Annotated in this window: 23 protein-coding genes; 14 read left to right on the top strand and 9 right to left on the bottom strand. The window is 70.4% G+C overall.

Going from position 1 to position 19,790, the window contains the following annotated elements; translation table 11 throughout:
* Window positions 1-196 precede the first annotated feature (196 nt).
* Window positions 197-1,192 (bottom strand): aldo/keto reductase, encoded by a 996-nt coding sequence (locus FB390_RS32915; RefSeq protein WP_141813040.1) that lies wholly within the window; start codon window positions 1,190-1,192, stop codon window positions 197-199.
* Window positions 1,193-1,253: 61 nt separating this feature from the next.
* Here FB390_RS32915 and FB390_RS32910 point away from each other — a divergent pair, with 61 nt between their 5' ends.
* On the top strand, window positions 1,254-2,126 hold the full coding sequence (locus tag FB390_RS32910) for a LysR family transcriptional regulator (RefSeq protein WP_141813039.1): 873 nt from the start codon (window positions 1,254-1,256) through the stop codon (window positions 2,124-2,126).
* 108 nt (window positions 2,127-2,234) lie between these two features.
* Entirely contained in the window at window positions 2,235-3,302 is a 1,068-nt protein-coding gene (locus FB390_RS32905; RefSeq protein ID WP_141813038.1) for an alpha/beta hydrolase, read from the top strand.
* 40 nt (window positions 3,303-3,342) lie between these two features.
* Here the strand turns inward: FB390_RS32905 and FB390_RS32900 are convergent, their stop codons facing one another.
* Window positions 3,343-3,516, bottom strand: a complete 174-nt coding sequence (locus FB390_RS32900) for a DUF4254 domain-containing protein (protein ID WP_141813037.1) — start codon at window positions 3,514-3,516, stop codon at window positions 3,343-3,345.
* A 105-nt stretch (window positions 3,517-3,621) separates the two neighbouring features.
* Here FB390_RS32900 and FB390_RS32895 point away from each other — a divergent pair, with 105 nt between their 5' ends.
* Both FB390_RS32895 and FB390_RS33860 read left to right on the top strand, forming a co-directional pair.
* The gene (locus tag FB390_RS32895; RefSeq protein WP_141813036.1) at window positions 3,622-4,431 is read left to right on the top strand and encodes a VOC family protein; all 810 of its coding nucleotides are present in this window, start codon (window positions 3,622-3,624) and stop codon (window positions 4,429-4,431) included.
* Window positions 4,432-4,671: 240 nt separating this feature from the next.
* On the top strand, window positions 4,672-4,812 hold the full coding sequence (locus FB390_RS33860; protein WP_185757377.1) for a hypothetical protein: 141 nt from the start codon (window positions 4,672-4,674) through the stop codon (window positions 4,810-4,812).
* A 344-nt stretch (window positions 4,813-5,156) separates the two neighbouring features.
* Here the strand turns inward: FB390_RS33860 and FB390_RS32890 are convergent, their stop codons facing one another.
* Window positions 5,157-5,420, bottom strand: a complete 264-nt coding sequence (locus FB390_RS32890) for a cold shock domain-containing protein (protein ID WP_067779444.1) — start codon at window positions 5,418-5,420, stop codon at window positions 5,157-5,159.
* Window positions 5,421-5,571: 151 nt separating this feature from the next.
* Between FB390_RS32890 and FB390_RS32885 the strand changes: the two genes are divergently transcribed.
* Window positions 5,572-6,054: a CinA family protein gene (locus tag FB390_RS32885; RefSeq protein ID WP_141813035.1), complete on the top strand. Its 483-nt coding sequence runs from the start codon at window positions 5,572-5,574 to the stop codon at window positions 6,052-6,054.
* Window positions 6,055-6,060: 6 nt separating this feature from the next.
* Here FB390_RS32885 and FB390_RS32880 read toward each other — a convergent pair whose 3' ends face one another.
* Both FB390_RS32880 and FB390_RS32870 read right to left on the bottom strand, forming a co-directional pair.
* A complete protein-coding gene (locus FB390_RS32880; protein WP_246124542.1) occupies window positions 6,061-6,615 on the bottom strand; it encodes a RidA family protein in 555 nt (184 codons plus the stop codon).
* Window positions 6,616-6,827: 212 nt separating this feature from the next.
* Window positions 6,828-7,319 carry a VOC family protein gene (locus tag FB390_RS32870; RefSeq protein ID WP_141813034.1) on the bottom strand — a complete coding sequence of 164 codons (492 nt, stop codon included), beginning with the start codon at window positions 7,317-7,319 and terminating at the stop codon, window positions 6,828-6,830.
* Between the two features lie 201 nt (window positions 7,320-7,520).
* Here FB390_RS32870 and rfaE2 point away from each other — a divergent pair, with 201 nt between their 5' ends.
* The 9 genes from rfaE2 (at window position 7,521) to FB390_RS32825 (ending at window position 15,545) form a co-directional block, all read left to right on the top strand.
* Entirely contained in the window at window positions 7,521-8,087 is a 567-nt protein-coding gene (rfaE2, locus tag FB390_RS32865; protein ID WP_246124540.1) for a D-glycero-beta-D-manno-heptose 1-phosphate adenylyltransferase, read from the top strand.
* A 201-nt stretch (window positions 8,088-8,288) separates the two neighbouring features.
* The gene (locus FB390_RS32860; RefSeq protein WP_141813033.1) at window positions 8,289-9,506 is read left to right on the top strand and encodes a glycosyltransferase; all 1,218 of its coding nucleotides are present in this window, start codon (window positions 8,289-8,291) and stop codon (window positions 9,504-9,506) included.
* A 31-nt stretch (window positions 9,507-9,537) separates the two neighbouring features.
* Window positions 9,538-10,242 (top strand): SDR family oxidoreductase, encoded by a 705-nt coding sequence (locus FB390_RS32855; protein WP_141813032.1) that lies wholly within the window; start codon window positions 9,538-9,540, stop codon window positions 10,240-10,242.
* A 16-nt stretch (window positions 10,243-10,258) separates the two neighbouring features.
* Window positions 10,259-11,305, top strand: coding sequence for a glycosyltransferase family 9 protein (locus FB390_RS32850; protein WP_141813031.1), 1,047 nt, complete (start codon window positions 10,259-10,261; stop codon window positions 11,303-11,305).
* A gap of 192 nt (window positions 11,306-11,497) precedes the next feature.
* Window positions 11,498-12,106: a D-sedoheptulose-7-phosphate isomerase gene (locus FB390_RS32845; protein ID WP_246124539.1), complete on the top strand. Its 609-nt coding sequence runs from the start codon at window positions 11,498-11,500 to the stop codon at window positions 12,104-12,106.
* Window positions 12,103-13,116, top strand: coding sequence for a bifunctional heptose 7-phosphate kinase/heptose 1-phosphate adenyltransferase (locus FB390_RS32840; RefSeq protein WP_185757375.1), 1,014 nt, complete (start codon window positions 12,103-12,105; stop codon window positions 13,114-13,116). The genes FB390_RS32845 and FB390_RS32840 overlap by 4 nt, the downstream gene beginning before the upstream one ends.
* On the top strand, window positions 13,113-14,210 hold the full coding sequence (locus FB390_RS32835; RefSeq protein WP_141813029.1) for an Rv2629 family ribosome hibernation factor: 1,098 nt from the start codon (window positions 13,113-13,115) through the stop codon (window positions 14,208-14,210). Before FB390_RS32840 ends, FB390_RS32835 begins: the two co-directional genes overlap by 4 nt.
* 20 nt (window positions 14,211-14,230) lie before the next feature.
* Window positions 14,231-14,428, top strand: a complete 198-nt coding sequence (locus FB390_RS32830) for a hypothetical protein (protein WP_141813028.1) — start codon at window positions 14,231-14,233, stop codon at window positions 14,426-14,428.
* A 163-nt stretch (window positions 14,429-14,591) separates the two neighbouring features.
* Window positions 14,592-15,545, top strand: coding sequence for a helix-turn-helix transcriptional regulator (locus FB390_RS32825; protein WP_141813027.1), 954 nt, complete (start codon window positions 14,592-14,594; stop codon window positions 15,543-15,545).
* Between the two features lie 4 nt (window positions 15,546-15,549).
* Here the strand turns inward: FB390_RS32825 and FB390_RS32820 are convergent, their stop codons facing one another.
* The 4 genes from FB390_RS32820 to FB390_RS32805 all read right to left on the bottom strand — a co-directional run bounded on the left by FB390_RS32820 (window position 15,550) and on the right by FB390_RS32805 (window position 19,737).
* Window positions 15,550-16,035, bottom strand: coding sequence for a hypothetical protein (locus FB390_RS32820; RefSeq protein WP_141813026.1), 486 nt, complete (start codon window positions 16,033-16,035; stop codon window positions 15,550-15,552).
* A 168-nt stretch (window positions 16,036-16,203) separates the two neighbouring features.
* A complete protein-coding gene (locus tag FB390_RS33855; RefSeq protein ID WP_185757373.1) occupies window positions 16,204-16,515 on the bottom strand; it encodes an STAS domain-containing protein in 312 nt (103 codons plus the stop codon).
* 375 nt (window positions 16,516-16,890) lie between these two features.
* Window positions 16,891-18,372, bottom strand: a complete 1,482-nt coding sequence (locus FB390_RS32810) for a long-chain-fatty-acid--CoA ligase (protein WP_141813024.1) — start codon at window positions 18,370-18,372, stop codon at window positions 16,891-16,893.
* 81 nt (window positions 18,373-18,453) lie between these two features.
* The gene (locus FB390_RS32805; protein ID WP_141813023.1) at window positions 18,454-19,737 is read right to left on the bottom strand and encodes a PucR family transcriptional regulator; all 1,284 of its coding nucleotides are present in this window, start codon (window positions 19,735-19,737) and stop codon (window positions 18,454-18,456) included.
* Window positions 19,738-19,790 lie beyond the last annotated feature (53 nt).

The raw sequence follows: 19,790 nt of genomic DNA, 5'->3' as shown, positions 1-19,790 counted from the left end.
GATGCATCGTTGCGAGCAAAACTATAGATTTGCCGCGTCGCGGATTCCGGCGGCGCGCCGTGCGCGACACACTGTATAGCGGACGCCGAGACCGATCGCGCGGATTCGCCGACTCCAGTTCCGACAGAGGGGTTGTCGGTGCGCGCCGGCCCGGCCGGATCGGGCCGGACCGACGTGCACCGACTGCCCCGCCGAGTCAGCTCTCCAGCAACGTCGCCCCCACCGCCTCCGCGCTGTCGAGCACCTGCTCGATCCGGCGCAGGGTGTCGGCGTGCAGGCCGATGTTCGCCGCGAACAGGTTGTCCTCGATGTGCGCGGGGGTGCGGCTGCCCGGGATCGGCACCACGTGCGGATCCTGGTGCAGCAGCCAGGCGAGCGCCAATTGGCTTCGGCTGATGCCGAGTTCGGTGGCGATTCCCTGGAGCGCGGCGTAGGAGTCGTTGTTCGCGGCGAGATTGGCGGCGTCGAAACGGGGCAGGTTGGCGCGGAAATCGTCCGCGCCGACTCGATCCACCGTTCCGGTGAGGAAACCCGCGCCGAGCGGACTCCACGCGACGACGCCGACACCCAATTCGCGGGCGGCCGCGATCAATTCGGCGTCGATCGGACGCCACATCGACCATTCCGCCTGCACCACCTGGACCGGGTGCGCCGCGTGCGCGCGCCGCAACTGCTCGGCGGTGACGTTGGACAGGCCGAGGTAGCGCACGAGGCCGTCGGCCACCAGTTCGCCCACCGCCCCCGCGGTGTCCTCGATCGGCACCTCGGGATCGGGGAAATGCGGGTAGTACAGGTCGATCACGTCGGTGCCGAGATTGCGCAGGCTCTGCTCGGCGTATCCGCGCACGTAGCGCGGCTCGGCGTTGACCGCGAGCTCGCCGAACGCGAAGCCCACCGGGAACTTGTGCGCCGCGGCGCCTTCCGGAATGCGGAAGCCGAATTTGGTGGCGATGGTGAGCTCGTCGCGGCGGCCGCGGATCGCGCGCCCGATCAGTTGTTCGTTGTGGCCCTCGGCGCCGTAGCCGTCGCTGGTGTCGATGAGCGTGGCGCCGTGGTCGACGGCGTGGCGCAGCGCGGCGAGCGCGCGGTCGTCGTCGATGTCTCCGTACATGCCGGGCGAGAGCACCATAGCGCCGAAACCGACTGCGGAAACCGGGATTTCGCCGAGGTGGCGCACGGGGATCTTGGTCATGGCACCACTCTCGCCGATCATGCCCCCTGCCGTCCAAGTCAGGTTGGTATAACCAAACGTTATGGACGTCGACCTGCGAGATCTGCGCTACCTGATCGCGGTGGCGGAGGAGGCCAACTTCACCAGGGCCGCGGCGCGGGTCTTCGTCTCGCAACCGGCGCTGTCCAAACAGATCCGAGCGCTGGAACGCCGCCTCGGCTTCGAGCTCTTCGAACGCACGCCGCGCGGCGTCGTGCTCACCGCGCAGGGCGCCGAGTTGCTGCCGACCGCGCGCGAGATGCTGGAACGCTGGGATCGCGCCTATCCGCGCGCCCAGGCGATCGGCCGCCCGCAGACTCTGGTGGTCGGCATGCAGACCGCGGTGGGTCGTGATCTGCAGCGCCGCGCCATCTCCCGGTTCCGTGCGGCGGCGCCCGACTGGACCGTCTCGCTGCGGCTGGTGGGCTGGTCGGATCCGACGGCGGGGCTCGCCGACGCGTCCAGCGATATCGGCCTCGTCTGGCTGCCCATCCCCCTCGACGGGCTGCGCACCCGGGTCCTGCGTCGCGAATCGCGCGGCGTGATGCTTCCCGAAGGGCACCCGCTCGCCGACCATGCGACGGTCGCGTTCACCGATCTGCTCGACGAACCGTTCGTCGCCCTGCCGCGCGCCGCCGGGCCGCTGCGCGATCACTGGCTGGCGATCGACGCCCGCGATGGACACCCGGTCCGCGTCGGCGCCGAGGCCACCGGGGCGGACGAGACGTTCGAGGCGATCGCCTCCGGACTGGGCGTCGCCTTGGTCGCGGCGGGCAACGCCGACCTCTATCGGAGGCCGGGCTTGGTGTTTCGCCCGGTCGACGGACTCGAGCCCGCCGAGCTGGCCGTCGCCTGGCGCGGCGACGACACCCGCTCGGCCACGGCGCTGTTCGTGGATTGTCTGACCGAGCCCTGACTCGCGACACGTACGGCACGGCCGCGTCACGGTAGCCGAGAGATTGCCGACCCAGTACGGTGTGCCTGGCAGTGTGCGACGGACCCGAACGAGTCACGGAGGTACACCATGGAGCGGCCAGCGCTCGGCAGGCCCGCGATCGCGCTGGCGGCGGCCGCCGCGGCGATACTCACAACTCTTGTCCCCGGCGCCGCGCGCGCCGAGACCAACGATCCGATCATGACGAGCGGCGCACTGCTCGCGCGCCCCGTGGCGCCGGACGGTTCGCGCATCGTCGATTTCACCATCGAGGACGACCGCAACCTGACGCTGAGTGTCTACTCGGCGGCGATGGACCGTCCGATCACCATCACCGTGCAGCGCCCGGCGGACACCTCGGCGCCGCGGCCGACGCTGTATCTGCTCTCCGGCGCCGACGGCGGCGAGGGCACCGCGAACTGGGATCACCGCACCCCGGAGGCACTGCAGTTCCTCGGCACCAAGGACGTCAACGTGGTCCAGCCCATCGGCGGCGCGTGGAGTTACTACACCGATTGGCGGGCGCCGGATCCGGTGATCGGCGTGCACAAGTGGAAGACCTTCTTCACCGAGGAGCTGCCGCCGGTGATCGACGGCGCGCTGGGCACCAATGGACTCAATGCCATTGCGGGACTGTCGACTTCGGGTACCTCGGTGCTGCAACTGCCGATCGCCGCGCCGGGACTCTTCCGCGCGGCGGCGGCCTACAGCGGCTGCGCACAGATCAGCGATCCGATCGGGTACTCCTTCGTCAACCTGTCCGTCGGGGTGTGGGGCGGCGGCAACACCGACAACATGTACGGCCCGCAGAACGATCCGATGTGGGCGGCCAACGACCCGTACGTGAACGCCGAGGGCCTGCGCGGGGTGGAGCTTTTCATCTCCAGCGGCAGCGGACTGCCCGGTCGCTACGACGTGCTCAACGGCCCGTACACGCTGCCCGGCATCGACGGACTCGCGAGCCAGGTGCTCACCGGCGGCGTGATCGAGGCGGGCGTCAACTATTGCAGCCACAATATGCAGGCCAAGCTGAACTCGCTCGGCATACCGGCGACCTACGACTTCCCGCCGACCGGCACGCACTCCTGGGGTTACTGGCTCGACGCGCTGAAGGCCTCGTGGCCGGTGCTGGCGCGCGGCTTGGAGCTGCCCGAGTGAGGTCGGGCTGCCGATCAGATCGGCGGCCCGCTTCTTTCGGTCAGTTCGGGTCGGCGCCCGGCAGCCGCCGGGCGCCGCTGCCCACTTCGGTGATCAGATCGTCGTAGGCCCAGCCCAATTCGCGCAGCCGCTGCTGCACGTCGGTGAGTTGCGTCTCGGCGCCACGGGCGAGCACGACCAGTTGCGCGAGCCGATCCACGACTCCTCCTGGCATTCGTGCCAGTCCACGCGGCGGATAGGTCTACCGTGGTTGATCGACGGTTGCCAAGGCAGTGCTGAACATCCACTCGTGATCTTCGATCAGGTAGGAGGAACGGAAATGCCTACTCGGGACACCGCTTGGCCGCAGGGCACACCGTGCTGGGTCGATTGCCAGGTCGACGACCCCACCCGGGCCAGGGAGTTCTACTCGGCGCTGTTCGGCTGGGAGATCGAGGACTCCCCGCCGGAAGCGGGCGGCTATCTGATGGCGTCGCGCAAGGGGTCGGCGGCGGCCGGCATCGGACCCAAGCCGGAGAACATGGCGATGCCCTCGGTGTGGACCACCTACTTCGCCGCCGACAACGCGGACGAGGTGGCGCAGAAGGTGACCGCGGCGGGCGGCACCGTCATGATGCCGCCGTTCGACGTGCTCGAGTTCGGCCGCATGTTCGTCGCCGCCGACCCGACCGGGGCCGCCTTCGGCGTGTGGGAGTCGAAGGCCCACACCGGCGCCCGCATCTACAACGAGCACGGCGCGTACTGCTGGAACGAGCTGCACACCCCCGGCTACCGGGAGGCGCAGCGGTTCTACGCGTCGGTGTTCGGCTACGACTACCAGGAAATCGGCGACGGCCAGAACTTCGATTACGCGACCTTCACCCTGCCGTCGGGCGGGGAGGTCGTCGGCGGCATCAACGACGACACGAAAGGCAGGCAGGTCGAGGCGCCGCCGCACTGGCTGGCCTGGTTCCAGGTGGACGACACCGACGCGTCGCTGGCCAAGGCGGCCGAACTCGGCGCCACGGTGCTCGCCGGTCCCGACGACAGCCCGTTCGGCAGGATGGGCGTGCTGCAAGGGCAGCAGGGCGAGGTGTTCGCCGTCATCGACCCGACCCGCGCCGTCGGCGAGCCGCCGACGCCGAGCTGAGCGCACACTCCGCGGCGAAATCGGGACGGGCCCGGCGGCACGGCGTGTCGGCCCCGGGCACCGGCCTCCGGCGAGTACCACCCCGAGCGCCACAGCCGCTACCAGGAGGAACACTCACCGGAGGTATCCGAACTTGGTTGGCCGCATCGAGATCGGCGACCGGCCCCGCGTCTCCGCCAGCGAGGCATCGGAGTTCACCGAGCCACCGACCACTCCGGCGACCGCGGGATCGTCGAACGCTTGCTCGACGAGAAGCTGCGCAGGCTGGCCCGCGCCACGTGCGATCTGTCCGCCGAGTCCCAGGATCTGCTGATCGCCATGGCGATCGGCTTCCGGCGCGCCGAGGACCTACCGGACACTCTGCCGGACTGCGCGCATTGACAACGAATCTCGGGCGCGATTCGTTTGCCGCGCAGGGGGTATGACCTCTTTGTCGGCAACTGGCGCAGGATGAGGGCCTGGTCAGCGGCCCGACACGACGACAGGGACAGGCTGTCCATCACCGGCATCGTCAACGGCGACGACGGACCTCAACGGCGAGGACCACGTCCGGCGGACCGGCCCGCCCCTGACGCGAAGCGATCGACCAGGCTGCCGAGGTGCCCGACCGGATATACCGAGGTGCCGCCGGGCCGGCCACGCCGCCCGGCATTCCTTGCCGCAGTGGACATCGCACACGGTCGCGGGCGGGCCGACGGTTGCCGCCGACCCGCCCGCGACCGCGTTCAGGCCGCCACTCGCCCTTTACGGACGCCCTCGGCCAGCACACGCACGACAACGGCCTCGGGCCGCTCGCGCGATCGGATGAACGCGACCGGCTGCCCCTCCACGAGGGTGCGATAGCCGACCATCTCGATACTCGAATAGTCCACGTACACCAATGCGCGTGGATCCGACGCGGGTTCGATGAAACCGAACCCTTTCGGTGCGTCGAACCACGCGACCCTCCCGCGCGACCAGCTCGCTGTTCCCGACCGTGCAGGCGTCATGGGCATCACCTCCGGGTCCGAGCCGCCCCCTACGAGCAGCCGGTGCACGCCGATTTCCCTATTCGCCGCGATCGAAACAGCCATCGGATCGATGGCCGCGGCGAGGACACGCCGGTAACGTCGAACGGACCCGACGGAGGAGGAAGTACCGGTGACGCATGCAGACGGGCGGGCCACCGAACTCGCAGAATTGGCACTGGACCGCGACATCACCATCGCGGTCGCGGAATCGCTGACCTGCGGTCGGCTGGCTTCCTCGCTCGGCGCGGCGCCGGACTCGGGCACCTGGTTCCGCGGCGGCGTGGTGGCCTACCGCCCGGAGATCAAACGCAGGGTGCTCGACGTGCCCGACGTGCCGGTGGTCTCCGAGACGGCCGCGCGGGCGATGGCGACCGGCGTCCGCGCGCTCATGGACGCCTTCGCCGGCGTCGCGGTCACCGGTGTCGGCGGCCCCGATCCGCAGGACGGCGAACCGGCGGGCTCGGTCTGGTTCGCCGTCGCCACCGACAGCGAGGTACGGGCCGAGCACCGTCAGTTCGACGGCGGGCCGGATCGGGTCCTCGACCAGACCGTCGAGCACGCTCTCACCATGCTGTTGGACGCGGTGAAGTCCGCGCGCGGCCAGCGTCTTTGAGCCGCCTCAGTCGAGGACGGCGGTGGCCTCCACCTCGACCATCAGGTCGGGCTCGCCCAGCGCGGCGACACCGAGCAGGGTGATCGGCTTGACCGGATCGACGCCGAGCTTCGCGGCCGCACGCGCCACGCCTTCGCCGAGCAGCGGGTACTTCTCCTCGTTCCAGTCCACGACGTAGATCGTCAGCTTCGCGACGTCGTCGAACGAGCCGCCGATCTCGGCGAGCGCGGCGGCCACGTTGAGATAGGCCTGCTCGACCTGCGCGGCGAAATCCCCCTCCCCCACCTTGTTGCCCTCCGCGTCGCGGGCGACCTGCCCGGCGAGGAACACCAGCCTGCTGCCCTGGGCGATCGAGAGCTGGCGGTACACATCGGGTTTGGGCAGTCCCTCGGGGTTGACCAGCGCACCTACTTCGACGGTATGGACGGCCTGTGGCGGGCACTGCGGCAGGAGGGCTTCACCCGGCTGTCGGCCAGGCTCGCCGCGGTGGCGGCGACCGCCGATCCGGTGCGCGACCTCGCGGCGCTCGGGGCCGCCTACCTGGTCAACGCTCTGGAGCATCCGGATCTCTATCGGGTCCGGCCTGGATCCGCTGGAGCTGGCCACCCAGAGCTGGACCATCGGGCACGGCCTCGCTTCCCTCGTCGCCACCGGCCCACTTCCCCGCGAGACCCTCGCGAACGGCATCCCCCTGCTGACCGCCCTTTTCGTCGCGGCGGGCGACGAGCGGACCCGCTGCCGCCGATCGGTGCGCGAAGGCTGGCGGCTCTGAGTCAGGTTGCCGAGCGCCGCACCTGATCGAAGAACGCCCGCATGGTCGGGCCGATCTCGGCCAGTTCGATGAACGGCACACCCTCCGAGGCGCCGTCGACGTAGGCGAAACGCATGTCCGCGGCCATGTCTCCGCGCTGCACCACCGTGAGTCCGTCGCGCTCGGCCGCGGCCACGGCGGCGTCGAAGTCGTCCGGTTCGAAGCACACGTGGTGCAGTCCGGGACCGCGGTGGGCGAGGAACTCCGCGTAGATGCTCTCGCCGCGGACCGGCTGGATCAGTTCGAGCTGGATGTCGTCGAGGTACGACAGCGCGATGTGCGCGGTGAAATCGGCGGGGCGGCCGCGATATACGCATGTGCGCGGGCCGAATTCGACGTCGGGGATGCGCGCCCATTTCCGCACGCCGAAATGCGTGACGAAGAAGCGTTCCGCCTTCTCGATATCGTCGGTCACCCAGGCGATCTGGGTGATGGGTCCATCAGCGTAGCTCATACCGAATCCCGCGTCCGGCCGTCGAATCCGATGTGGAACACCTGTCGCTCATGAACCGACGTTAAGCGACCTCGCTTAATCTCTCAATTCGAACCGTTTAGATTGTCGGACGGCTCGACACCGGTCCGATCAGCGCTCGGTGTTTGACGTGCGCGGCGCGTGGAATCGCGAAAGCGGATATCCGACCGGGCGGGAGGAAACATGAGCCAGGACGACGGACTCGGCCCCGCGGCCGCGAACCGGGTCGACGCGACGATCGTCGACAGCGGCGGTGCGATCCTGCCGCGCGACCGGCTGATCGAGGCACTCCGGCGCCACCGCGCGGCGGGCGCGCGAATCGTGTTCACCAACGGCTGTTTCGACGTCCTGCACGCCGGGCACATCGCCTATCTCGACGAGGCCAAGCGCCTTGGCGACGTGCTGGTGGTGGCGGTCAATTCCGACCGCACCGTCCGCAAGCTGAAGGGTCCGGATCGACCGGTGAACCCGCAAGGTGATCGCTGCGCGGTGCTCGCCGCCCTCGGCTGCGTCGACCACGTCACCGTCTTCGACGAGGACACCCCGATCGAGCTGCTGCGCGCGACCGAACCCGACGTGTACGTCAAAGGCGGCGACTACCGGCCGGAGGCGCTGCCCGAGTCGCCGATCGTGCGCGCCTACGGCGGCGAGGTCAGGGTGCTCGGCTACCTCGCCGATCGGTCGACCTCGGCGATGATCGAGCGAATCCGGACGAGCGCGTCCAGCGACGGCTTGTCGTCACACGGGTAGCGGGCACGCGCAGGCTCGAGCGATCGGCAAGGGCGCCTACCCGCTCCGACCGGGGGCTCCACGGACGCGTCGATTGGCCGAAGGGAAAGCGGGTAAGCGCCGCACATGGCACCACCGTGATCATCGCCGCGCGCGGCGAGCGAGTTCGTCCGCGGCCCCGACGCCGAGCATTCCGCTTCGCGCCGACGGAAGGAGCACCTCGTGAGAATCGCCATGGTTTCCGAGCACGCCAGTCCACTCGCCCAGCTCGGCGGAGTCGACGCGGGCGGACAGAACGTGCACGTCGGCGAGCTGGCGGCGGCGTTCGCCCGGCGCGACCACGACGTCACGGTGTACACCCGCCGCGACGATCCGGCACTCGACACCACGATCACCACCGACGCTGGTTATCGGGTCGTGCACGTGCCCGCGGGTCCGGCGAAACCCATTCCGAAGGACGACATCCTGCCGCATCTCGGCGAGTTCGCCACCTTCCTGCGCGAGCAGTGGTCGGTGGATCGGCCCGACTTGGTGCACGCGCACTTCTGGATGTCCGCCGTCGCCGCCGAACTGGCCGCCAGCCGCCAACTCCGCATCCCGGTGGTGCTGACCTTCCACGCGCTCGGCACCGTCAAGCGCCGGTACCAGGGCGCGGCCGACACCAGCCCGCCCGCCCGCATCAAGCTCGAGAGGCTGGTCGCCAATCGCGCCCACCACGTGATCGCCACGTGCACCGACGAAGTCGAAGAGCTGGGCCGCATGGGACTTCCGCACGCGCGCGCCACCGTCGTGCCGTGCGGCGTCGACCTCGACAGGTTCGGTCCGCACGGACCGGCCGACGAGCGCGACGGCCGCCACCGGCTGGTGTCGGTGGGCAGGCTGGTGCCGCGCAAAGGCTTCGACACCACCATCAAGGCGCTCGCCCAGCTGCCCGACACCGAACTGCTGATCGCGGGCGGATCCGCCGACGGCGACGACCCGACCGGCGCGGAATCGCGGCGGCTGCGCCAGGTCGCGGTCGACGCGGGCGTCGCCGACCGCGTCCACCTGCTCGGACAGGTTTCGCGCGAGGCCATGCCCGCGCTGCTGCGTTCGGCGGACGTCGTCGTGTGCACGCCCTGGTACGAGCCGTTCGGGATGGTGCCGCTCGAGGCGATGGCCTGCGGCAAACCGGTGGTGGCCAGCGCGGTCGGCGGACTGCTCGACACCGTGGTCGACGGCGTCACGGGCACCCTCGTAAGCCCGCCGGAACCCGGCCCGGTCGCGCGGGCGCTGCGTCCGCTGCTCGCGGACGAGGCGCTGCGCCGCGCGTGGGGCACGGCCGGATATCAGCGAGCGCGCAGCCGGTACTCCTGGGATCGCGTCGCCGACGAAACGCTGACCGCGTACCACCGCGTCATCCCCGAAGCGGCGCCCGCGACGCTCGCGGCCGCCGGTTGATCCCCGTCATCGACATCCGAAGGGACCCCTGGTGAATCAACCGACGAAGAACGAACTCGGCACCGTCCTGATCACCGGCGGCGCGTCCGGACTCGGCGCCGCGACCGTCGACGCCGTGCAAGCCGCGGGCGGCGTCGCCATCGTCATCGACCGCGACAAACCCGACACCGACGTTCCCTGGGAGTACGCGGATCTGGCGTACTCCGAGGACGCGGAGCGCGCGGTGCGGTCGCTGATCGCCCGCACGGGCGGGCGGCTGGACGCGGTGTTCACCGCCGCGGGCACCGATGCCTGCGGCAAACTGGACGACGTCGCGACCGAGGACTGGGAGCGCGTCGTGCGGGTCAACCTGCTCGGCACCGCCGCGGTCATCCGCGCCGCGCTGCCCGCGTTGCGTGCCAGTCGCGGCACCATCGTCACCTGCGCCTCGACCCTCGGCCTCAAGGCGCTACCCGACGCGACCGCCTACTGCGCCTCGAAGTTCGGCGTGGTCGGCCTGACCAGGGCACTGGCCGCCGAGACCGCCGGCGAAGTCGGCGTCACCCTGCTGATACCCGGCGGCATGCACACCGCCTTCTTCGACGGCAGGCCCGCCCAATACGCACCGCCGCCGGACATCCAGCTCAACAAGCCGGAAGACGTGGCCGCCGCCGCGGTGTTCGCCATGTCGCAGCCGCCCGGCTGCGAGATCAGGGAGATGGTCGTGTGCCATTCGACCGAGCGCTCGTGGCCGTGAGCGCTCCGGTGCGGGCATGACGGGACACGTGCTGACGGCCCGGCTCGACAGCGTCGGCGACGTGCTCGTCACCGGCCCCGCGGTCCGGGCCGTCGCGGCGCGGGCGGAGCGGGTGACGTTCCTGGCCGGGCCGCGCGGGCGGGCGGCCGCCGAACTGCTGCCCGGTGTGGACCGGGTGCTCGAATTCCAGGCGGGCTGGGTGGATTTCGATCCGCCGCCGGTGACCGCGACCGCGATCGAGCGCCTTCGCTCCTCGATCGCGGCCCTCGCCGTGGACGAGGCGCTGATCTTCACCTCGTTCCACCAGTCCCCGCTGCCGCTCGCGCTCGTACTGCGCACCGCGGGCGTCGGCCGGATCTGCGCGATCAGCACCGACTATCCCGGCTCGCTGCTGGACGTGCGGCACCGGCCGGACGAGGATCTGCCCGAGCCGGTCCGGGCCGTGTCCCTGGCTCGGGCGGCCGGTTATCCGGCGACCGACACGTCGTTGCGGGTCCGCCCCGACCTGCCGGACGCACGAACGCTGGCGGGCGAGCCCGGCTACGTGGTCGTCCATCCCGGCGCGGCCGTCCCCGCGCGGCGGCCGTCGCCGCGACGGTCGGCGTCGATCGTCGCGGCGCTGCGGCGTGCGGGGCATCGGGTGCTGGTCACGGGTGGACCTGAGGAGCGGGAGCTGACCGCGACCGTCGCGGGCGAGGTCGCCGAGGACCTGGGCGGCGCGACCGACCTACCGATGCTGGCCGCAGTGTTGCGCGACGCCCGGGTGGTCGTCGCGCCCAATACCGGGGCCGCGCACCTGGCGGCGGCGGTGGGCACGCCGGTCGTCTCGCTGTTCGCTCCCGTGGTTCCCGCGCTGCGCTGGGCGCCGCACGGCGTGCCCACGGTCGTGCTCGGCGACCAGGCCGCGCCTTGCGCGGGCTCGCGCGCCAGAGCCTGCCCGATGCCCGGCCATCCGTGCCTGGACGGCATCGCCGACGAAGCCGTCGTCGCGGCCGTGGCGAAGCTGGCGGCTGTCGAGCGCACCGCGCTCGACCGGGACGGCCTCGCCGAGCGCACCGCCTGACGAACGATCCGCCGCTCGGAGCAAGCACCTCGCGAACGACCCCGACCAGTGATCTTCCGGACTGTTTCGAAGCGCTTCGTCTGGGCATCACCGAGACAAGGTGGGCGTCGAAACCGCCATACCCTGCGGAAACTCTCGCCGCCACGATCACCTTCGTCCCCGGTGGGCGCGCAAAGAAAGGAAGGGGCCATCGTGAGCAGCGCAGAGTATCGGCAGAGCAGCCCGGTTACGGTGGAGCTGGAGGAGCACTTCGACGCGCTCGTCGCGGCCCTCGGTCGCAATCTTCGCCCCGCGGTCGCGCGGGTGCTGTCCTGGGGCGAGCAACTCGCCGCCGTGTACGACCGCGGCGGGCGTTTGTTCGCGTGCGGCAACGGCGGAAGCGCCGCGGAAGCGCAACATCTGACCGCCGAGCTGACCGGCCGGTTCCGAGGCGAACGCCGACCGCTGTCGGCCATCTCGCTGCACGCCGAAACCTCCAGTCTCACCGCGATCCTCAACGACTACGGAACCGACGAGATGTTCGCCAGGCAACTGCGCGCCCACGGCCGCCCCGGCGATGTCCTGATCGCCCTGTCCACCAGCGGCTCGAGCGCCAATGTCATCGCCGCCGCCAAGGCCGGACACGAGATCGGCCTGGCCACCTGGGCGATGACCGGACCGTCGCCCAACACGCTCGCCGCGCTGTGCGACGACGCGATACCGATCGAAGCCGACACCGTCGCCACCGTGCAGGAAATGCATCTGGTGCTCGTGCATTCGCTGTGCGCGGCGGTGGAGGCCGCACTCGAGGCGGATTCGTGATCTCCGGAGCCCCGCTTGTCGTGGTCGGCGACGCGCTGCTCGACATCGAGGTGGTCGGCCGTGCCGACCGGCACAGCCCGGACGCCCCGGTCCCGGTGGTCGACGTGACCGCGCGCTCGTTCCGTCCCGGCGGCGCGGGACTGGCCGCGCTGCTCAGCGCCCGCGACGTCGACGACGTCGTGCTGGTCGCCGGTTTCGCCGACGATTCGGCGGGTGAACGGCTGCGCGCGTTGCTGCCCAAGGGAATTCGCCTCGTCCGCTTGCCGTTCGCGGGCAGCACGGTGTGCAAGGAGCGCGTGCGGGCGGTGGGCCCGTGCGCGGGCCCGAGCGTGGACGGCGTCCCCGCTCCGATCACCCGGCTCGACTCCGGAGACGGACGCGTGACCGACGAGCCCCTCGACGAGGACGTGCGGACCGCCATCGGATCGGCCCGTGCCGTGCTGATCGCCGACTACGGTCGCGGCGCGGCGGCGCACCCGGAGATCCGCGCCCTCATCGAGGCGCGGGCCCGCCGGGCGCCGGTCGTCTGGGACCCGCATCCCCGCGGTCCAGAGCCGGTGCGCGGCGCCGCGCTGGTCACGCCGAACCGGGACGAGGCCGAACGATTCGTGCCCGGCGGCACCGAGTTCGGCAGTCGCGCGCGGACGCTGACCGATCGGTGGGCGGCCAAGGCCGTCGCGGTGACGCTCGGCGCGGAGGGCGCGGTGTTGTACTGCCGGGGACTGCCCGGCGTCGTGCCGGTCCCCCTTCCGGTCGAGCGCCGCGCGTCGGCGAACGCGGACACCTGCGGTGCGGGCGACCGGTTCGCCTCCGCCGCCGCCGTCGCGATGGCCGACGGAGCCGGTACGGAGAAATCGGTGCGGCACGCGGTCGCCTCCGCTGCCGAATTCGTCCGCGCCGGTGCGGCTTCCGCCTTCGCCATCACGCAGACCGAAGCAGCGATGCGGCTCCGGGTATTCGCCACGGAGTCCGCGCACACAGCGAGGAACGAGGTGAGAAACGAAGGATGAACATCCGACAAGTAGCCGAACGGAACGGACCGTTCGCCACGGTATGCATCGACGCCTCCCACGACACCGAGGACGCCGCGCACCAGACCGAGTTGCGCTGGCGTTCGATCCACGACCAGCTCGCCGGGGACGGCGCCTCGGACCGCATGCTGGCGGCCCTGGACGCCGCGATCGCGGAAACTCCCCCGGGCGAGGGCCGCTCGGGCCGGTTGCTCATCGCCGACGACGAGGCCGTGCTGGTCGACGAGCGGCTGCCCGATCCACCCGCGCGCGAGATCGTCCGGGTGTCACCGATGCCGTACCTGTTGCCGCTGATCGAGAAGGAAGCCGAGCAGGTGCCGCACGTGGTGGCGGTGGTCGATCGCGTGGGCTGTGATCTGCGCGCGGTCGACGAGCACGGCACGGCGGTCGGCGAGACGGTGCAGGGCGACGAGCATCCGGTGCACAAGGTGCCCGGTGGCGGCTGGGCGCACCTCTCGATGGAGCGGCGCGTCGAGGAGACCGTGCGGCGCAATATCGACGAGGTGGCGCAAGAGGTCTCCGCGCTCGCCGATCGGGTGCACGCCGATGTCGTAGTGCTGGCCGGGGAGGTCGCGGCGCGGTCCGCGCTGCACAATGCCATGCCCAAGCACGGCGACATCCCCGAGCACGGCGCCGAGATCGTCGAGATCGAGGCCGGTGGCCGGGCCGAGGGCATCGACACCGAGGCGTTCGACAGCGAGGTGCACCAAGCGGTCGCGCACGCCGCCGAACAGCGCAGGCGCGCCGTGCTCGACCGTTTCGCCGCCGAGCGGGAGCGCCCCGGCGGACTCGCGGTGGCCGGTCTCACCGCCACCACCGAGGCGCTGCGCATGGCGAACGTCGATCGTTTGCTGATCGACGAATCGGCGCTCGGCGATCGGGTGGTGCGCGTCGGCAGCGGGCCGGGACAGGTCGATGCCGACGGCGGCGGCCTCGTCGAGGAAACCGCCCGCGCCTGCCGCGCCGACGAAGCCCTTCCGGTGGCCGCCTTGGCCGTCGGTGCGTCGATCACACCGGTGGGCGAGGACATGACATTGCCCGATGGTGTCGGAGCCTTGCTCCGGCATCGGTGATCACGCGAAAGGAGGACACGATGGAACGCGGAAACAGCAAGCACGGGCCCAAGCGCGACGACCAACTCGCGCACGAGCTGCAGGGCACGTTGAAGGGCAACCGGTCGAGCCGCGCCGAAGAATGGCGCGATCCCGAACCGCCCGCCGACGACGACGAAGTCCTGACCGCTCGCCCCGACCTCCCGCGTCCGGCCCCGCCGGACAACCCGCAACCCTGACGGGAGGCCCGAGCCCGCGGCGATGATCTGGTGCGGCCGTGCTTCCGGCACGGCCGCACGAACCGGACTACTGTGGAGATTTCCGTCCCGGCGCACGCCGAGCTGCCGTGGCCGGTTCATCAGACGCAATCGCCCGTAGCGGGCCCGGCCGAGGCGGGAAGCGATGGAAACCTTCGTCTTCGACAGCGAGGATCTCGCCGCGACCGAGGCCATGCTGAATTCGGCATACACGAAGATGCGGATCGGCAGCCGTCAGGAGCGGACGCGAGCGCAGGTCGCGCGCGAGATGATGGGCACGGTCAGCGACGACCAGGTGGATCTGACGTTCGACATGGCCTACCGGGCCGATCCGCTCGGCCGGGTCTGTCTGTGCGACATGCAGACCGGCGCCATCGAGGAATCCTTCGCCGACGGCTCGGCGGATACCTTCGTCCCCGGCGACCTCACGCTCATCGCCCCGCCGGACGAGCCGTTCTCGGGCGTGGTGCGCAGCGCGCGCTATCGCCTGACGATGTTCGATCCGAACCTGCTCACCCAGGTGGCCTCGGCGACGCCGGGGCGAGGCGCGGAACCGGTCAGGTTGACCAACCACCGACCGGTGTCGGACACCGCGGTCGCCGAGTTGCGCCAAGTGATCCGGTGGCTGCGCGAACACGTCCTCGCCGTGCCGGAGGCGCGGGAATCGTCGCTGATCGCCGCCTCGGCGGGACAATGTCTCGCGGCAGGCGTGCTGCGGGCCTTCCCGAACACCGCGACGCCCGAACCGACGTCCGTCGACCGCCGAGACGCCCATCCGGACACCGTGCGCCGCGCCGTGGCCTACATCGAGGCGCACGCCGGCGAGCCGATCAGCGTCGCCGACATCGCGGCGGGCGCCAACGTCACCATCCGTGCCGTCCAGCTCGCGTTCCGCAAGCACCTCGACACGACGCCGATGGGCTATCTGCGGAAAGTGCGGCTGGCCGGTGCCCATGAGCAGTTGGTCGCGGCCTCTCCCGGCGGCGGGGACACCGTCACCGGCGTCGCCGCGGCGTGGGGTTTCGCCCATCCCGGCCGGTTCGCTAGCAGCTATCGCCAGGCCTACGGCGTCGCACCGCAGTCGACATTGCAAGACTGACCGGCTACCGGCCGTCCAGCATCGCGACGATCTCGCGGCAGGCCGCCGCGACCACGGGGTCGAGGTTCGCGTCCAAGACATGCGGGCGCTCGGCGTAGACCGCGAGCGCGACGGCCGTGTCGTTCGCCGCGCGCACACCGCGGCAGTGCAGCGAGCGCACGCCGAGCAGGCGCAGCTGCGCCCGGCAGTCGCTCCAGCGGGTCTCGGCATCCAGATCGGCGACGGTGACGGCGAGTTCCTCGCACAGCGCCGCCCGATTCGGCGCGGCATCGCTGATGAGCTGGGCTTCTTCGGCCAGCTTCGCCCGCGGTGACGACCACGCGCGCACCGCGATATCGGCACCGACGCGGACCGTCAGCCCGACGAGCACGCCGTGCGGCAGCGCCTTCGCCAGTTCGCGCGCCACCGTGTGCAGATTCCGGATTTGCGGGGGCGGCTGTGCGGCGGGTAGCGCGTCACCGGCCTCGGCGCACGGGCTCGTTTCCAGCATGGGATCTCCTTGGGATGTCGGCGATGAACGCAGCCGACGACACGCACGACCACGGATCTATCAGCGTGGCAACCCACGGTCGAGCCCCACAACACAGAGAACGAAGTGTGTCGCCGCGACGCCGTCCGGAAAACGAAGCGCGTCCGCGCCGAAGTCAGCGCGCGCGGGTCACCGCCCGAGCGCCTCGTCCAGGCTGGCGTAATAACAGAACAGCGCGCGCACGCCCACCACGTCGAGCACTCGGTCGATCTCGGCATGCCCCGACACCAGCCGCAGGTCGACGCTCCGCTCCGCGAGCTTCTTCTTGAATTCTCCCAGTGCGATGGCGGCTCGAATCCCGACGAAACGGGTGGTACGGAAATCGACGACCACGGCGCGACAGCCGTGCTCGGGTATGGAGTCCAGCGCGGCGCACAGCTCGGGCAGTCCGGCGAGATCCAGTTCGCCGTCCACCACCATCACCACGCAGCTGCCACGCATGGCTACCGATCGTCCCCCAGGGCGCCGCTTGTCGTACATATAGCGGTGGGTTCGCCCGACACCGGATCGCACAACGATTTTCGTCGACATCGCAGAACCTCCCAACGGGATGGTGTCCCACCCATCGGCCGAACGGCACCGTTCGAACGGCGTCACCATGGTCGGTGCGATTCGCCCGAGAACCGCGTGGGACTGTGCTCGTCTGAAGATTTCAGCCTGCGGCCGGCACTGTCTTTTCGATCCTCGGCGTCGCGGGATCGTAGCCACGATCCGCGGCCCCGGCCGCCATCCAATGTTGTGCTCCAAGCATAGGCCGGTAGCCGGTCTACTTCACCCTTTGCGGCAAAGGACCGTTTCTACCTGCGCTTGCGCGCATCAGCTGTATCGGCGTACGAGTTCGCGCTTGAGAACCTTGTGGCTCGGACCGAGCGGCAACTGGTCGACGAACTCCACCCGGCGCGGATATTTGTGCTTGGCGAGACGCTTGCGGCCGAACTCGACGACCTGCTCGGCGGTCAGCGGGGCGCCCGCGACGACGACCGCGCAGATCTCCTCGCCGTAGGTCTCGTCGGGCAGGCCGATCACCGCGACCGCCTCGATGGCCGCGTGGTACAGCAGCGCCTCTTCCACCTCGCTCGGGTAGACGTTGAACCCGCCGCGGATGATCATGTCCTTGATCCGATCGGCGATGGTGACGTAACCAGCGGCGTCCCGCACGCCGAGATCGCCCGTCCGGAACCAGCCCTGCACCACGGCGGCGGCGGTGGCGGCCGGATTGCCGATGTATCCGTTGAACACGTTGTGCCCGCGGATCACGATCTCGCCCAGTTCGCCGGGCGGCAGCAGGACGATCTCGTCCGCGACGCCCGGATCGGCGATCTCGACCTCGACGCCCCACACCGCGTGCCCGACGGTGCCCGCCTTCGGCCCGAAGTCCGGCTGGTTCACCGCGGCGGTCGGCGAGGTCTCGGAGAGTCCGTAGCCCTCCAGGATCGGCGTGCCGAACAGGTCGTGGAAGGTCTCCAGCACCGGCTGCGGCAGCGACGCTCCGCCGGAGATGCACAAACGCAGTTGCGGCGCACCGAGTTTCGTCGCCGCGGTGATCAGCCGGACGTACATCGTCGGCACGCCGTGGAAGGTGTTGACGCCCTCTGCGTGCATCAGGCGGATGGCCTCGTCGGGGTCGAACCGCGGCTGCAACACCAGTGTCGCGCCCGCGCGCCAGGTGGAGTTCATGGACACGGTCTGGCCGAAGATGTGGAACAGCGGCAGCGCGCCGAGCGCGACGTCGTCGCTGCGCACATCGTTGGCGTCGAAGGCGTTCACCGTCGCGTTCATGACCATGTTCAGATGGCTGAGTTCGGCGCCCTTCGGCTTGCCCGTGGTGCCGCTGGTGTAGAAGATCACCGCCGTGTCGCCGGGCGCGCGCGAGACGAACGACCGAATCGGTTCCGCCACAAGCGTATCGGGGTCGTGACAGCCGATGCCCACCGCGCTCGCCGCAGCCCGGCCGACCTCGGCGAACTGCTCGTGACACACCAGCAGCGTCGCCCCGCTGTCGCGCAGGACGTGCTCGGCCTCGTTCGCCGTCAGCAGCAGGTGCACCGGGATCACCGCGGCGCCCGCGGCGAGGATCGCGTAGTAGGCGCGCGGGAACTCGGCGGTGTTGGGGCACATCAGCGCGACGCGGTCGCCGGGGCGCACACCGAGTTCGATCAGCGCGGCGGCCTGTTCGCGGGCCTGCGACCACAATTCGGCGAAGGTGACGCGCTGCGCACCCTCGATCAGCGCGATCCGGTCCGGGCGGCGGCGCGCCTGCTCGGCCAGAATGCTCGCCAACGACAGCGTGGCGTTCATGCCACCTCCAAAACTAACGATGCAAGTTTTCCGCTCACCGTAGAGCAGCCAAACTAGCGGTGCAAGTTTCGGTTTCCGCGTCTACTTCGGCGCGGCGTGCAGCTCGATGGCGACGAGCAATTCGACGAGATCGTTGACGCTGCGGACGTTTCGGCCGGTGAGTTCCTGGATGCGGCGCAAGCGGTACTTGGCCGTGTTGTGGTGGATACGCAACGCGTCCGCGGCCTCGCGCAGATTCATGTCGGCGCCCGCGAAGGCGCGGATCGTCTCGGCGAGCATCCCGCCGCGCAGCCGATCCTCGGCCAGCGCGGCGGCTATCCGCGGATCCACCAGCTGACGAACGGTGTCGTCGGCGCGCAGCATGAGGTACCGGAACGGTGAGAGGTGCGGAAGGGCGAGCACGCCGCCGTCCTCGGGCAGCAGATCCAACGCCGAACGCGCCTGCTGGTAGGCGCGCGGAAACTGGGCGATCTCGGTGAACACCGTGCTGACGCCGATGCCGAGAGTGATGCCTTCGGCGTGCAGCTTGTCGCGGGTCCGCCGCAGCAGCGCGCACAGTTCGTCGGCCGAGCCGTCGCGACCGAGCGCGGGCAGCGCGACGATCTCCGACTCGCGCACCACCGACAGCGTGCGCAATCCGTTGACACCGGTGCGCGCGAGCGCCGCCGACGCGATGTGCCTGGCCTCCGCTTCGGAACTGCCCGGCTCACCGCGGCCCGCGGTCCGCAACACAACCGCCGTCACCGCCGCCATGGGCGTGGCCCGTTCGGTGCCGATGCCGTGCGCGTGAGCCGTCGCCAGTTGCGGACCGCGGTCGGGCAAGGCGCCGTCCAGCAGACTCTCCACCAGTTCCCGGCTGTCCCGCCCGGCTTCGGCGGACAGGTACTGCTGGAATTCCAGATAGGCGTTGGCCGCCTGGGTGCTGATCAGGTCGCAGTAGCGGGTCAGCGGCACGACCATCGACAGCGCCGCGTCGCGCCCGGCCTCCGAGTCGCCCGCGTGGGCGACCAGCGATTTCCAGATCGCCTGCTGCCCGAGCCGGAACGCGGAGATGTAGTCGACCAGCGTCAGACCGGACTGCGCCCGGCGCGCCGCGGCCCGCCGGGCGTAGGCGATGTCGTCGACGGTGACCCGGCGCTTGTCGAGCAGCGCGCCGAGCCCGGTCCGGCACAGCCGCGTCAGCTGGTCGTGCACGTCGGCGTGGAAGCCCCTGTCCCGCGCCGCGTATCCGGGGACCCGCGCCAGGATCGCGGACATGCCCGCGTCGGCGATGTCGTGCGCGTGCTCGAAGACGCTGCCGACGATCCGCGTGCGCTCGGCCTGGACCGGCGCGGATACCCCGATCGAATGTGATCCAGCTGACATAACCCGGCATACTCCACGGCCCTCGTCGCGGGTGTCAACAGGGCCGAACGAGG

Origin of the sequence: Nocardia bhagyanarayanae, from assembly GCF_006716565.1 — a bacterium.
Lineage (GTDB): Bacteria > Actinomycetota > Actinomycetes > Mycobacteriales > Mycobacteriaceae > Nocardia > Nocardia bhagyanarayanae.
The sequence above is the reverse complement of the archived record's forward strand: the minus strand, read 5'-3'. Positions and strand labels throughout refer to the sequence as shown.